15 protein-coding genes are annotated in these 12,831 nt (G+C 63.2%); 11 read left to right on the forward strand and 4 right to left on the reverse strand.

Going from position 1 to position 12,831, the window contains the following annotated elements:
- Positions 1 to 4 precede the first annotated feature (4 nt).
- The 4 genes from C495_RS07085 to C495_RS18075 all read left to right on the forward strand — a co-directional run bounded on the left by C495_RS07085 (position 5) and on the right by C495_RS18075 (position 3,917).
- Entirely contained in the window at positions 5 to 1,030 is a 1,026-nt protein-coding gene (locus tag C495_RS07085; protein WP_008161374.1) for an ABC transporter permease, read from the forward strand.
- A gap of 3 nt (positions 1,031 to 1,033) precedes the next feature.
- A complete protein-coding gene (locus C495_RS07090; protein ID WP_008161377.1) occupies positions 1,034 to 2,200 on the forward strand; it encodes an ABC transporter ATP-binding protein in 1,167 nt (388 codons plus the stop codon).
- Positions 2,197 to 3,537 (forward strand): ABC transporter ATP-binding protein, encoded by a 1,341-nt coding sequence (locus tag C495_RS07095; protein WP_008161379.1) that lies wholly within the window; start codon positions 2,197 to 2,199, stop codon positions 3,535 to 3,537. The genes C495_RS07090 and C495_RS07095 overlap by 4 nt, the downstream gene beginning before the upstream one ends.
- Positions 3,538 to 3,758: 221 nt before the next feature.
- Entirely contained in the window at positions 3,759 to 3,917 is a 159-nt protein-coding gene (locus tag C495_RS18075) for a hypothetical protein (protein WP_008161381.1), read from the forward strand.
- Between the two features lie 146 nt (positions 3,918 to 4,063).
- Here C495_RS18075 and C495_RS07100 read toward each other — a convergent pair whose 3' ends face one another.
- Together C495_RS07100 and C495_RS07105 are read right to left on the reverse strand one after the other, a co-directional pair.
- Positions 4,064 to 4,576: a hypothetical protein gene (locus C495_RS07100; protein ID WP_008161382.1), complete on the reverse strand. Its 513-nt coding sequence runs from the start codon at positions 4,574 to 4,576 to the stop codon at positions 4,064 to 4,066.
- A gap of 76 nt (positions 4,577 to 4,652) precedes the next feature.
- Positions 4,653 to 5,174, reverse strand: coding sequence for a hypothetical protein (locus C495_RS07105; protein ID WP_008161385.1), 522 nt, complete (start codon positions 5,172 to 5,174; stop codon positions 4,653 to 4,655).
- Between the two features lie 157 nt (positions 5,175 to 5,331).
- Between C495_RS07105 and C495_RS07110 the strand changes: the two genes are divergently transcribed.
- Positions 5,332 to 5,781: a DoxX family protein gene (locus C495_RS07110; RefSeq protein WP_008161388.1), complete on the forward strand. Its 450-nt coding sequence runs from the start codon at positions 5,332 to 5,334 to the stop codon at positions 5,779 to 5,781.
- Positions 5,782 to 5,841: 60 nt separating this feature from the next.
- On the opposite strand, the gene C495_RS17945 is transcribed toward C495_RS07110, so the two are convergent.
- Complete coding sequence (locus tag C495_RS17945) at positions 5,842 to 6,000, reverse strand: DUF7556 family protein (protein ID WP_449406470.1); 159 nt, start codon at positions 5,998 to 6,000, stop codon at positions 5,842 to 5,844.
- Positions 6,001 to 6,132: 132 nt separating this feature from the next.
- Here C495_RS17945 and C495_RS07115 point away from each other — a divergent pair, with 132 nt between their 5' ends.
- From C495_RS07115 to C495_RS07140, 6 genes are all read left to right on the forward strand, one after another.
- The gene (locus C495_RS07115) at positions 6,133 to 6,984 is read left to right on the forward strand and encodes a CBS domain-containing protein (protein WP_008161391.1); all 852 of its coding nucleotides are present in this window, start codon (positions 6,133 to 6,135) and stop codon (positions 6,982 to 6,984) included.
- Positions 6,977 to 8,761 carry a glycine--tRNA ligase gene (gene glyS / locus C495_RS07120; RefSeq protein WP_008161392.1) on the forward strand — a complete coding sequence of 595 codons (1,785 nt, stop codon included), beginning with the start codon at positions 6,977 to 6,979 and terminating at the stop codon, positions 8,759 to 8,761. The genes C495_RS07115 and glyS overlap by 8 nt, the downstream gene beginning before the upstream one ends.
- Before the next feature lie 63 nt (positions 8,762 to 8,824).
- Positions 8,825 to 9,814 (forward strand): acetamidase/formamidase family protein, encoded by a 990-nt coding sequence (locus C495_RS07125; protein ID WP_008161393.1) that lies wholly within the window; start codon positions 8,825 to 8,827, stop codon positions 9,812 to 9,814.
- A 160-nt stretch (positions 9,815 to 9,974) separates the two neighbouring features.
- On the forward strand, positions 9,975 to 11,096 hold the full coding sequence (locus tag C495_RS07130; RefSeq protein ID WP_008161394.1) for a bacterio-opsin activator domain-containing protein: 1,122 nt from the start codon (positions 9,975 to 9,977) through the stop codon (positions 11,094 to 11,096).
- A 46-nt stretch (positions 11,097 to 11,142) separates the two neighbouring features.
- Positions 11,143 to 11,472, forward strand: a complete 330-nt coding sequence (locus C495_RS07135) for a HalOD1 output domain-containing protein (protein ID WP_008161395.1) — start codon at positions 11,143 to 11,145, stop codon at positions 11,470 to 11,472.
- Between the two features lie 103 nt (positions 11,473 to 11,575).
- Positions 11,576 to 12,160 (forward strand): diacylglycerol/polyprenol kinase family protein, encoded by a 585-nt coding sequence (locus tag C495_RS07140; RefSeq protein ID WP_008161396.1) that lies wholly within the window; start codon positions 11,576 to 11,578, stop codon positions 12,158 to 12,160.
- Between the two features lie 4 nt (positions 12,161 to 12,164).
- Here C495_RS07140 and C495_RS07145 read toward each other — a convergent pair whose 3' ends face one another.
- The gene (locus C495_RS07145; RefSeq protein WP_008161397.1) at positions 12,165 to 12,671 is read right to left on the reverse strand and encodes a TspO/MBR family protein; all 507 of its coding nucleotides are present in this window, start codon (positions 12,669 to 12,671) and stop codon (positions 12,165 to 12,167) included.
- Between the last annotated feature and the right edge of the window lie 160 nt (positions 12,672 to 12,831).

The raw sequence follows: 12,831 nt of genomic DNA on the forward strand, positions 1-12,831 counted from the left end.
CACGATGGCGACAACTGAATCACAACTCGAGGACCAAGAGCCGGGCGCACACGCAGAAGGTGACACGGCTGACGAGGCGGTCGAAACGCGTGTCGGCTGGCGATACACCCTCGCGAAAGTCAGACGCGACGCGACGGCCCGAATCGGGTTCTACATCGTTGCGATCGTCCTTTTCATCGCGGCCTTCGCCGCCGTCGACAGCAACCTCTCGCGGCTGACGTTCGGTGCCGTGTCGGATTACGCCGCGGCCGAGGCGCTCCCGATCTTCGACCATCCGACGCGGATGCCGCCACCGGGCGAGGGCAATCCGAACCAGCCGCCGGCGTTTCTCGACGGAGGCACGCTCTCGAGTCCGCTCGGGACCGACCCACAGGGCCGTGATTACTTCACCCGTGTCATCTACGGCTCGCAGGTATCGGTCAGCGTCGGGATCTTTTCGACCGCGATCGGGCTGATCGGCGGGACGATCATCGGCTCCGTCGCCGGCTACTACGGCGGCCGGATCGACGACGTGTTGATGCGGGCCGTCGAGACACTGTACGCGATCCCGCCGCTCGTCCTGATCATCGTCTTCATCGTCTTCATCAGCGGTGGCAGCCCCGACATCCGCTTTGCCGTGGTCGGGGTGGGGCTGACCTTCATTCCCGTGTTCGCCCGGATCATCCGCAGTCGCGTGCTGTCGGTTCGGGAGATGGACTACATCGAGGCGGCCCGCGCCGCCGGCGTCAAAGATCGAAACATCATCCGCAGACACGTTATCCCGAACAGCTTCGCACCCGTGATGGTGTACGCAACGTTGCAGATCGGCGTGACGATCCTGATCGTCGCCGGCCTCTCGTTTCTGGGCTACGGGGCCCAGCCGCCGACGCCCGACTGGGGCGAGATGCTGCGCATCGCCCACGGGCGATACATGCACTCGAACATCTGGCTGTCGATCTGGCCCGGGCTGGCAATCCTCGTGACCATTATGGGCTTCAACCTGTTCGGCGACGGGCTACAGGACGCGCTTGACCCACGAATCAAAGAGTAACCCATGAGCTCCGATCCACTCCTTCGCGTCGAGAACCTCAAGACACAGTTCTTCACAGAGACCGGCACCGTCCGCGCCGTCGACGGCATCTCCTTCGAGGTCTACGAGGGCGAAATCGTCGGCCTCGTCGGCGAGTCGGGCGCGGGCAAATCGGTCGCCTCGATGAGCCTGTTGCGCCTCGTCGAGAGTCCCGGCGAGATCGTCGGCGGCACGATCGAGTACAAGGGGACGACGATCTTCGACCTCGAGGAGGGTCCCGACGGCGACCTCCGGAAACACCCCGACATGCTCTCGGAGGCAGCGATGCGCGAACGGATTCGGGGCCGAGAGATCGCCGTGATCTTTCAGGACCCGATGGAGTCGCTGAACCCCGTGTTCACGGTGGGCGGTCAGCTTCGGGAGTTCATCGAACTCAACCGGGATCTCTCGAGTTCGACAGCGAAAGCCGAGGCGATCCGAATGCTCCGTGAGGTCGGCATTCCCGACCCTGAACAACGGTACGAGGAGTACCCACACCAGTTCTCGGGCGGGATGCGCCAGCGCGTGCTCATCGCGATGGCGCTGGCCTGTGAGCCGAACCTGATCATCGCCGACGAGCCGACGACAGCACTCGACGTCACCGTCGAAGGGCAGATCTTAGATCTCGTCGACGACTTACAGGAGCGCTACGACACGAGTTTCATTTGGGTCACCCACGACATGGGCGTCGTCGCTGAAATCTGTGATCGCGTGAACGTGATGTACCTCGGCGAGATCGTCGAACAGGCTCCCGTCGACGAGCTGTTCTACGAGACGAACCATCCGTACACCAAGGCCCTCCTCAACTCGATGCCCCGGCCCGACCGGACCGTCGAGGAGCTCACACCCATCGAGGGCGTGATGCCCGAAGCGATCAACCCACCCTCCGGCTGTCGGTTCCATCCTCGCTGTCCCGACGCACGCGAGGTCTGTACGCGTGTGCACCCAGAGGCGCGAGAGGTCGATCGTGCCGACGGCCACCCACATCGAGCAGCCTGCGTGAAACACGATGTCTTCGATGTGGGCTACGACGAGAGCGTACCCCTCGAGGATGGCGCGGACGCCAAGCCGAGCGGCGGAGAGACGGAAGCTGAGCGGGGATCAGCCGCCGGGGGTGGACACGCCTCGACGGACGGGGGTGAGTCACGATGAGCACCCCCGACGACCCCATCGGCTTCGGCGAGACCGAGATCCCCCACGGGGAGACGTTGCTCGAGGTCGATGGGCTGTCGAAATATTTCGCGTCCGAGTCGGGGCTGTTCGCGGGCATCAGCCTCGAGACCGATCAGTTCCCGCCAGTGAGCTTTGGCGTCGACCAGGTGAAAGCAGTCGACGACGTCTCCCTCGAGATCACAATGGGCGAGACGCTGGGGCTCGTTGGCGAGTCCGGCTGTGGGAAGAGCACGCTCGGGCGGACGCTGCTCCGACTGCTCGATCCGACCGACGGGACGATCACGTTCAAAAACGACGACTTAGCCGAGCTAAGCGGCGAGGAACTCCGGCAGAAGCGCTCGGAGATCCAGATGATCTTTCAGGACCCCCAGTCGTCGCTCGATCCCCGCATGAAGGTCGGACAGATCATCGAGGAGCCGATGCTCGCCCACGACATGTTCGACGACGAAGGCCGCGAGGCACGGGCAAAGGAGTTACTCGAGAAAGTCGGGCTCGATCCGCGCCACTACAACCGCTACCCCCACGCCTTCTCCGGCGGGCAACGCCAGCGGATCAACCTCGCCCGGGCGCTGTCGGTCGACCCAGACTTCGTCGTCTGTGACGAACCCGTCTCCGCACTCGACGTCTCGATTCAGGCGCAGGTGATGAACACGATGGAGGACCTGCAGGACGAGTTCGGCCTCACCTATCTCTTCATCGCCCACGACCTCTCCGTAATTCGCCACATTTCCGACCGCGTCGCGGTGATGTATCTCGGCCACATCGTCGAAATCGCCGAGAAAGAGGAACTATTCGAGAACCCACAGCATCCGTACACGAAGGCGTTGCTCGAGTCGATCCCCGTCCCAGATCCGCGGGAGTCGGGCGTTCGCGGGGTGCTCGAGGGCGAGGTTCCGAGCCCGCAGAACCCGCCGTCGGGCTGTCGGTTTCGGACCCGATGTCCGCGGCTGATCGCGCCCGAGGCGTACGAGCTCACGGACGAGGAGTGGGCACACACTCGAGCGTTCATGCGGGCGGTCAAACGGCGGACGTTCGAGCCGATGGCAGCCGCCGAGATTCGCCAGGAGTTCTTCGACGGCGACCTCCCACGTGGGGACGCGGGCGAAATCGTCGAAGACGCGATCAACGTGATCGCGACGGATACCGACCACGAGGACGGGTCGGACGACGAACACGACGGCTGGGAAGAGGCGACTGATCTGCTGCTCGAGTCGTTCGCCGAACAGAGCATCTGTGCTCGCGAACGGCCGGCCTACGACCTCGAGTCAGCGGACGGATCGGGGACACACTTCGCAGCGTGTCACCTCCATCGGTAGCGATACGATGTCGGCCCGCCACCGAACTATCTGATTTTGTATGTTTGTTGTGTGTCCTCGAGGACCGTAGGATTCGTTTCGAACGATCGGCCACATATCGACGTAATATGGTTTGGGACGGTTGTTTGATCTCTTAGCGAACCTGTGGCTCTCACCGGCTGAACAACACGATCTTTCATCTCGAAAATACTTATGTACTCGACGTTTCTATTTACTCTTGCATGAGTAAGATCCTTGCAGCAGTCGCGGCAGGCACGCACCGACTCGCAAAGGCACGACGAACGGTCGCCCACTCCCCACAGTTCGGCGACGACCAGTCGACGGACGAGGACGGCCGTCCGACGACGCGCATTCCACCGGGTGGGTTCCTCACCGGGTAAGGGGTCGATTCCATGCCCACCGTTCGTGTCCCGTCTCTCTTGTTCACTTTTGAATACCCCTGTTATACGGACTGCTGTCGTCACTGACCGCCGATTACCGATCCCGACGCTGGTGATCGGCGGGGAACTCGTTACAACAGACCGTCTCAAATATCCTCGAGCACCGACGCTGGATGTTTGAGATAGACGTCCTGTTCGGTCACTCGCTGGTAGAGTTCGTACAGCGTTTCGACTGCCGCTTCGTCGGGCTGGAATCGGATGTGTGGCGCGGCGTGATAGCCGCGACAGCTAATCAGGAAGAAATACAGCGTCCGGTGGTGGGCTGGTGTGGCGTCGACGACGCCCATCGAGTCCCCGCTGAGATCGTCCGAGAAGTCGTTGAGTAACGCCGCGATATCGTCCTGAAGCTGTTCGTCCGGGCGGTACCGTGGCATCCCGAACGTCTGTTGCATGTACGTCGTCGCCGCCTCGAGAAACGGATTCGAGTCCAGCCCGGTCGGATCGACGATCTGGAACGTCTCGTACAGTTCGAGGACGGTCGAGAGTTCGTCGCGCGTGACGGCGATCGGTACCACCGGCTCCCCGCGGGGCAGCGAATAGTCGGGAAACGCGTGGGAGCTCGGGTCGGGAAGTTGGTCGAAGACGTGCTCGAGCGACATGTGTGATACTACGACACACTGTCCTAAACGATTACTGCTGGCAGTCACACGACGAGAGCGGTGATAACGAGTCACGTCAGTCGGTGTCGCGGCCGATCCGGATCGTCGCGGCGTCGCTCGGCTGGTGGCGCGTTTCACGGGTCGCAATGAACGCCCGAATCTCGTACTCGCCGGGTTCGGGAACGACCGACTCGTGTACCCCCTCCTCAACGCGCTCGAGGCGGCCGTTCCACGTGACCGTGACTCGCTTGCGCTCGCCGCCGCCGAACCGGAACGTCGAGGGGCGATCACGGGTAAAGCGGCGTTCGTCGCTGGCCTCGAGGTCGCCGTCGACCGTCCATCCCCAGCGGCGCTGTCGGGGTGTCGGAACCGCGACGGGGACAGGAAGCCGGTTTGTGAACTCGACAGTGAACTCGACGGACTCGTCGGGTTCGTAGACGGCTTGCTCAGTCTCGAGTGAGATCGCGATGGCACGCCGAGCGAGCGCCGTCGGGACGAGCGCCGAGAGGAACGTCGTGACCGTATATCGCGAGTCCTCGCTCTCGAGGCCGAACTCGTCGTCGACATCGGTGTCGTGGGATGGCTGCGGGCCGACCATCGTGTGACAAGTCAACACCCATCTATTAAACGGTGCGGTCAACCGGGAAATTGAACACTGATAAATCGTGCAGAATCGGCGGTGACACGGCCGTTATCAGGGGAAACTGATGTCCAAGAACGGTTATTGCAGTGCCGTTCTTTTATCTGGTTACAGAATGTTACCAGTAATCGAAACGCTTCCGCTCCAGACGCTCGATGGTCCCTTCGCGGACGAACTGTTCCTCATCGCACGCGTGCTGTTCGGCGGGATCATCGCCGTCATGGGTCTGAATCACTTCCTCGACCTCGAGACCACCGCCGGGTACGCTGAAATGAAAGGCGTCCCAGCGCCGACGCTCTCGGTACTGCTCTCTGGAGTCGTCCTCGTCTTTGGCGGGCTCGGAATCGTGCTCGGGCTCTTTCCGGCGATTGCGGCGGGCGCGCTCGCCGGCTTCCTGCTCGTCACGACGCCGCTGATGCACGACTTCTGGGCCGTTCCCGACGACCAGCAACAGAGCGAACTCACGGCGTTTATGAAAAACGTCGGTCTGTTCGCCGGCACGCTCGTGGTGCTCGCAGTCAGCGCACTCGAGTGGCCATATGCGCTCGGCATCGGGCTCTTCTGATCGGCTGGCCTCGACACACGAGCTGAAAATCAATCGCTATTCCCTGCCTCCACCCCACACTCATCGCCACGCTGGAAGCGTCGGCGCATCGTCCGCCTGCATCGACAGCCACGCCCCGTCGGCCGAGATGTCGGCGATGACGTATTCGTCACTCGAGTCGCTCGAGTCGATCGAACCGACGATGGTGTCGGACGTCATGGTGTGGGAGTTTGTCACCATGTATGAGAGTGACACCCACCCACATATAAACTCGTCGAATCAGACTGTTCAGTGAGCCAATGCGTTCAGCCCGGGTGACCGTGGACATACGAAACATTGGGTTTATACTCATTTTGGCCGTACCGTGGGGATATGAACGTAGCCGACGCGATGACGCCGCGCGAGGACGTGGTTACCGTCGAACTGCCGGGCACTCGATCGGACGTCCTCGAGTACCTCCAAGAGCAGTCGTTTTCCTCCGTTCCGGTCGTTAAACCGACCGACGACGGCCTGGAGTACCGAGGGCTGGTCTCTCGGGATGCTCTGATCGAACAGCCCGACGAGGACCAGCTCGTCATGCTGATGGAGGACGTGCCGACGACGACGGCCGAGACGTCGCTCGAGGACGTCGCGCGGACGATGGTCGAAGCAGACGCACGGCGCGTCCCGGTCGTCGACGGCGAGTTCGAAGGGATCGTCACGGTGACCGACGTGGTCCACGCCATCGCGACGGGCGATCAGGAGACCGAGGAGGGCGTTGAAGCCCTCGCAAGCGAGAACGTGAACACGACCTACGAGGGCGCACCGCTGCCGGTTGCCGAGCGGGAACTCTACTACGCGAACGTGCCGTACACGATCGCGCTGTCCGACGACGGGCGGATGAGCGGCGTTCTCACCGAGGTCGACATCATCGACGTCGCTCGCATCGTCGAGGGCGAGGAGTCGACGGGCGACAACTTCCCGGATCAGGACTCGGAGTGGTCTTGGGAGGGCATCAAAGCCATCGGCAGCCGCTATCTCCCGACGCGGGACATCGAGCTTCCGACCGGTCCCGTCAGCGAGTTCATGACCGACGACGTGGTGACGGTCTCGGCACGGACGACCGTTCAGGAGGCCGCACAGCGCATGATCAGCAACGACATCGAACAGATCCCAATGGTCACCGGCGAACAACTCGTCGGTATCGTCCGAGACATCGATCTACTGGAGGCTTTGTATGAGTGAACACCAACAGACGGAGACGAACGAATCGACAGTCGACCAGACGAGCGAGAAGCTCGTCGAACTGGCCAAACGCCGCGGCTACTTCTTCCAGTCGTCGGGTTCTTACGGTAGCGTCGGCGGTTTCTACACCTTCGGCCCGCAGGGAGCGGCCCTGAAGGGCAACGTCGAAGACGCCTGGCGCGACCGCTTTGCACTCGCCGAGGGCAACATGGAGATCGACGCGCCGACGATCATGCCCGAACCCGTCTTCGAAGCCTCGGGTCACCTCGAGGGCTTCGACGACATGCTGATCGAGTGTCCCGAGTGTGGGACGAGCAGCCGCGCGGACCACCTCGTCGAAGACAACACGATGTACGAGGACGCAGAGAGCCTCGAGATTCCCGAAGTCGAAGAGGTCATCGCCGAGTACGAACTCGTCTGTCCCGACTGCGGTGCCGGCCTCGCGGGCGTCGCCGTCGAGGACTTCAACCTCATGTTCGCGACGAACATCGGCCCCGGTGACTCCCAGCCGGGCTATCTCCGTCCGGAGACAGCACAGGGCATCTTCGTCGAGTTCCCCCGGCTCAAGGAGTACGCCCGCAACCAGCTTCCATTCGGCGTCACCCAGATCGGCCGCGCCTACCGCAACGAGATCAGCCCACGACGGTCGATCATCCGCACCCGCGAGTTCACGCAGGCCGAACTCGAGTACTTCATCGATCCGGAGGAGGACGAACCCGACCTTTCGGCGGTCGAAGACGTCGAGGTGACACTCTACCCGGCAACCGAGCAGAACGACGAGGACGGCGACGAGATCGAGACGACGATCGGCGAGGCCGTCGACAACGACGTGATCGCCAGCCCGTGGGTCGCCTACTTCCTCGGCGTCGCCAAGCCGTGGTACGAGGCCGTCGGCGTCGATATGGACCGGTTCCGCTTCCGCCAGCACCTCTCGGGCGAGCGCGCCCACTACGCGAGCGACTGCTGGGACGCCGAGAGCGAAATTGATGGTAACTGGATCGAGATGGCCGGCTTCGCCTACCGTGGCGACTACGACCTCTCGAAACACAGCGAGCACTCCGGCGACCGCTTTACCGTGTTCAAGCAGTACGACGAGCCCAAAACGGTCGAGCGCGCCACCGTCGACCCCGATATGAGCTATCTCGGTCCCGAGTTCGGCGGCGACGCAGGGGCAGTCGTGGAAGAACTCGAGGCCCTCGCGGCCCGCGACCGGGCCGCCTTCGAGGGTGAAACAGTCGAATTCGAACTCGAGGGCGAGACCCACGAGATTCCCGTCGAGAAGACTGGCTTCGCGGTCGAAGAACAGACCGAATCCGGCGAGCACATCATCCCCCACGTCGTCGAGCCCTCCTTCGGTGTGGACCGACTCGTCTACACCGTCCTCCACCACGCCTATCAGGAAGACGAGGTCGACGGCGAAGAGCGAACCTACCTCGAGCTCGAGCCCGAAGTCGCCCCGACGTTCGTCGGCGTCTTCCCGCTGCAAAGCGACGACGCCCTCGAGACCCAGGCCGGCGAGATCGTCGACGACCTGCGCGAGGCCGGGCTGTCGGTCACCTACGACGACTCGGGCAACATCGGCCGGCGCTACCGTCGCCAGGACGAGGTCGGCACGCCGTTCTGTGTGACGATCGACTACGAGACCGTCGAGGCCGACGAGACCACCGTCACGGTTCGCGAGCGAGACACAACCGACCAGAAGCGGATTCCGGTCGACGAGCTGGCGGAGACGCTGTCGGCGATCCGCGAAGGCGACCTCGAGTTCGAGGAGCTGTAGCACTACCTGAGGATCGGTTTCGGCGAGACTGTTTTATGCTGGTGTGACGTCTACTGCGTTCGAATGTCGAGCGACAACGACACGGTTGATCACCGGGTGCGTGCCGACGACGGCGCGGTTCACAGCGTGTGGGATAACGGACTCGAGCCGGTGTGTACGGTCGAACCGGGCGACGTCGTCCGCTTCGAGTGCCGAGACGCCACGAACGGACAACTCGGCCCCGACGCGACGGTTGCGGACCTCGCCACGCTCGATATCGATCCCGTCCACCCGCTGACCGGCCCAATCGCGATCGAGGGCGCACAGCCGGGCGACCTGCTTCGGATCGAGTTGCTCGAGATCGACCACGAGGGGCAGGGGTACACGCTGGTGCTGCCGGGAGAGATGGAACTCGGGTTGCTGGCCGACGAGTTCCTAGAGCCGGCACTACACGTCTGGAACCTCGAGGACGGCATCGCTCACTTCGTCGACGGAATCGAGATCCCGATCGATCCGTTCCCCGGCGTGGTCGGCGTTGCGCCCGCCGAAGGCGGTGCACACAGCACGTTCCCACCGCGGTCGGTCGGCGGGAATCTGGACATCAAACAGCTCACGGCGGGCTCGACGCTGTCTCTCCCCGTCGCAGTCGACGGCGGGCTGTTCAGCATCGGCGACGGCCACGCCGCTCAGGGTGACGGCGAGGTCTGTGGCACCGGCATCGAAGCGCCGATCACTGTCACCTGCCGGTTCGAGGTGCGATCGGATCGCTCGATCGGCGGACCGCAGTTCGAAACCACTGGGCCGTTCACCTCGACTGGGCGGGGCGAGCCGATGTACGGAACGACGGGCATTGCGGACGACCTCATGGACGCGAGCCGGCAGGCCATCCGGCAGATGATCGACCACCTACACGACGAGCGCGGCCTCTCCCGAACCGAGGCCTACATGCTGTGCTCGGCGGCCGTCGACCTCAAACTCAATCAGGTCGTCAACGCCCCGAACTGGACCGTCGCTGCCTATCTCCCGGAGCGCATCTTCCCGGAGTCGCGTCGCCGGTCGACGAGAAGGGCGTGACGGCTCGAGTCGGCTCGGACTGTCCTCGAGCAGCCGCGACCGTTCCGATTTGAAACCTGTGTAACACATTTATCCGGTGGCTGCCTACCGGCGACATGAATTGCGAGCGCGTCGACTGGCTCGAGCGGGCCTGTCGAGACTGTGAACGTGTAGGTCATGCATGACGGAGCCAACGGAGCCACAGAAAGGGGTCAGTAGAGACGACCAACACACGCCACCCGAAGACCTCACGCGGCGCATGTTCGACGTGAGCCCGATCAGTACCGTCGTCGTCGATTCGACTGGAGTGATCACCTTCGCGAACGAGCGGGCAGCGGAGACGCTCTCTCTCACGTGCGACGTGCTTACCAGCGGGACGTGCGATATCGCCGACTGGAATCTCTACCGGGACGACGGAACGCCGATCCCCGCGGACGAAAACCCTGTCATACGCGTCTTCGAAACGGGGGAGCCTGTGTATGGGTTCGAACACTGGATCGAACTGTCCGACGGCTCCGAACGGTGGCTCTCGAGCAGTTCGTCACCCACCCTAGACGACGAGGGCACGGTCGAGTACGTCGTCGTCTCGTTCGAGGACGTGACAGCGTTGAAACGACGCGAAGAGCGGTTGACCAGCGACCATGTGCGCCTGCTCGAGTTCTGTACGAATCGGTCGGCGGTTCCGCCCACCCTTCGTGGCGACGGCGACGAAACGCGGATCGAGGTCGACTCCGTCGTCTCGCTGCCGGATGGGACGACCGTCCAGTACATGGGAACGGATGATCTTCCCGCGAGCGAGTTCGTCACCGCCGTCGAAGAGGTTCCACACTATCTCGACGCGCGGTTGCTCAGTTCGATCGACGGCTACAGCCGCATCGAAGCCCACGCGGAATCGACGACGGTGTCCCACGTGTTTCCGGCCCTCGGCGGCCGCGCTCGAGCCGTCATCGTCACGCCGGAGGAAGTCCGGTTCCTCGGCGAGCTACCCGGTGACGTCGACCCGCGGCTGGCCGCAGACGGGATTCGGGAGTTCCACCCCGAGGTCGAACTGGTGTCCGAGGAACTCGTCTACTCGCCACACCTGCTGTACGATGTCGTCGCCGACGCGCTCACCGAGCGACAGCTCGCGGTGCTCGATTCGGCTTACTTCGGCGGCTACTTCGACACACCACGGACCAGTACCGGCGACGAGCTGGCAGACCGGTTCGGCGTCACGCGCCAGACGTTCAACCAGCACCTTCGCAAAGCCCAGCGAACCGTCTTCCGGCACCTCTTCGAGAAGTCCGGCGCGGATGCACGCTGACTGGTCAGCGTTCCCCCTTACTACAACGTCTCGTGTAGTCAGGCCAATGACCGACACGGCCCACCCCGACTCCAGCTCGTCCCCCGCGTTCGGCGAAGATTCCGTCGGCTTCGATCCCACGACGGGGACGTTTCACGCCCAGTTCGACGGCGACCCGAAAACCCTCGTTGTCACGATCGTCGAGGCCGTGGGCACCGTCACGAACTGTGACCCGCTGTCCATGCCACCGCTGTTCGAGACGATCAACCCCGAAGCGCTCGCCGACCTGCTGCTCTCGACTCGAGAGACGGCTATCGAGGTCACCTTTGCCTACGAGGGCTGTCGCGTGACCGCCTCGAGTTACGGCGGTATCGTCGTCGAACCGCTCGAGGAGTGAGAGGGACTGTTGGAAGGATTGACCGCCGATAGCGCACCTGCCCCGACAACGACATATTGGGAAACCGACGGACTGAAGGTCACCACCTTCGAGACATCCGGTGATGGCCGACGAACTGAAGCGACGGCTGGTCCACGCCAGCGGCTCGGGGCTGGTTGCACTCTATCTCCTCGCGAACACCCTCGAGTTCGGGCTGACGTGGACACGATTCGGCGTCCTGATGATCGTCCTCTCGCTGGGTGTGATCGGCCTCGAGTTCCTCCGCCTTCGTGTCGGCCTCGAGTGGGTGCTGTACGACAAACTCACTCGAGAGTACGAACAGGACCAGTTCGCGGGCTACGGCTATTACATGCTCAGCATGACGATTGCCGTCCTCGTCTTTCCGCCCGAAATCGCGCTGCCGGCGATGTTGATGCTCGCACTCGGCGACCCGATCAGTGGGGCCGTCTCCGACGACAGCCTCAAATTCATCAAAGGCCCGAAAGTGCTGGTCACGATGTTCGTCGTCTCGGCGCTCATCGCCACGCCGTTTCTCTACGAGACGCCGCTGGCCGTCGTCGCGGCGGCGCTCGGTGCGACCGTCGCCGACGGCATCAAACTCCGCATCGGAGACTACATCGTCGACGACAACCTGACGATCCCCATTTATGCCGGGGTGCTGGCCTGGCTCGCCCTCGAGTTCCTGTGAGGCCTCACCCGTTCAGCCGCCAGAGTTCGTAATTGAGCACCGCGGCGAACGTCACCCACGCCAGATACGGCACGAGCAGCGCCGCCCCACGGCGATCGACGCGAACGAAAGCGGCGATCGTGGCGACGATCAACAGCCAGAGGACGACGATGATGCCGAACGCGACGCCCAGTGCCTCGAGCGTGAAGAACGCCGGCGTCCACGCGACGTTGAACGCCATCTGAACCGCGAACAGTCCGAGCGCGAGTCGGCGACCGGGGCCGTCGCTGCGCCAGCCCAGCCACAGTGCGATCCCCAACAGCGTAAAGAGCGCCGTCCAGACGATTGGAAACGCGAGTTCGGGCGGGTAAAACCACGGTTTCTCGAGGCCTCGGAACCACGCGCTGTCGGGCGAAGAGAGGAGGCCGGGGAGTCCACCGATGACGTTGATGGCGACGACGAACGCGGCGACCTGAACGAGGTCGCCACGGTCGGGCAGGCGACGGCTGGCTCGAGTCGTGTCGGCGACCATACGAGTCGTACGGCTCGAGTGCGGATAGTGCTGCTGCCAGCGACGACGGGAGTGTGGCCCGTGTTGCTACTGCTGGATAAGAGTCCGTCTGCCGAGGGGACATCCACGACGGGGGCAAGACGCTAATGGCAACACATATGTCAGTTCTGTACAGACACGG

Source organism: Natronorubrum sulfidifaciens JCM 14089 (assembly GCF_000337735.1).
GTDB classification, from domain to species: Archaea; Halobacteriota; Halobacteria; order Halobacteriales; family Natrialbaceae; genus Natronorubrum; species Natronorubrum sulfidifaciens.

Excerpts from the sequence above, each read along its gene's own strand:
- C495_RS17945 (WP_449406470.1), bottom strand. The coding sequence starts at position 6,000 with ATGGTGACAAACTCCCACACCATGACGTCCGACACCATCGTCGGTTCG.
- C495_RS07110 (WP_008161388.1), top strand. The coding sequence starts at position 5,332 with ATGTTACCAGTAATCGAAACGCTTCCGCTCCAGACGCTCGATGGTCCC.
- C495_RS07140 (WP_008161396.1), top strand. The coding sequence starts at position 11,576 with ATGGCCGACGAACTGAAGCGACGGCTGGTCCACGCCAGCGGCTCGGGG.
- C495_RS07085 (WP_008161374.1), top strand. The coding sequence starts at position 5 with ATGGCGACAACTGAATCACAACTCGAGGACCAAGAGCCGGGCGCACAC.
- C495_RS07100 (WP_008161382.1), bottom strand. The coding sequence starts at position 4,576 with ATGTCGCTCGAGCACGTCTTCGACCAACTTCCCGACCCGAGCTCCCAC.
- C495_RS07090 (WP_008161377.1), top strand. The coding sequence starts at position 1,034 with ATGAGCTCCGATCCACTCCTTCGCGTCGAGAACCTCAAGACACAGTTC.
- C495_RS07145 (WP_008161397.1), bottom strand. The coding sequence starts at position 12,671 with ATGGTCGCCGACACGACTCGAGCCAGCCGTCGCCTGCCCGACCGTGGC.
- glyS (WP_008161392.1), top strand. The coding sequence starts at position 6,977 with ATGAGTGAACACCAACAGACGGAGACGAACGAATCGACAGTCGACCAG.
- C495_RS07115 (WP_008161391.1), top strand. The coding sequence starts at position 6,133 with ATGAACGTAGCCGACGCGATGACGCCGCGCGAGGACGTGGTTACCGTC.
- C495_RS18075 (WP_008161381.1), top strand. The coding sequence starts at position 3,759 with ATGAGTAAGATCCTTGCAGCAGTCGCGGCAGGCACGCACCGACTCGCA.
- C495_RS07130 (WP_008161394.1), top strand. The coding sequence starts at position 9,975 with ATGACGGAGCCAACGGAGCCACAGAAAGGGGTCAGTAGAGACGACCAA.
- C495_RS07125 (WP_008161393.1), top strand. The coding sequence starts at position 8,825 with ATGTCGAGCGACAACGACACGGTTGATCACCGGGTGCGTGCCGACGAC.
- C495_RS07135 (WP_008161395.1), top strand. The coding sequence starts at position 11,143 with ATGACCGACACGGCCCACCCCGACTCCAGCTCGTCCCCCGCGTTCGGC.
- C495_RS07095 (WP_008161379.1), top strand. The coding sequence starts at position 2,197 with ATGAGCACCCCCGACGACCCCATCGGCTTCGGCGAGACCGAGATCCCC.
- C495_RS07105 (WP_008161385.1), bottom strand. The coding sequence starts at position 5,174 with ATGGTCGGCCCGCAGCCATCCCACGACACCGATGTCGACGACGAGTTC.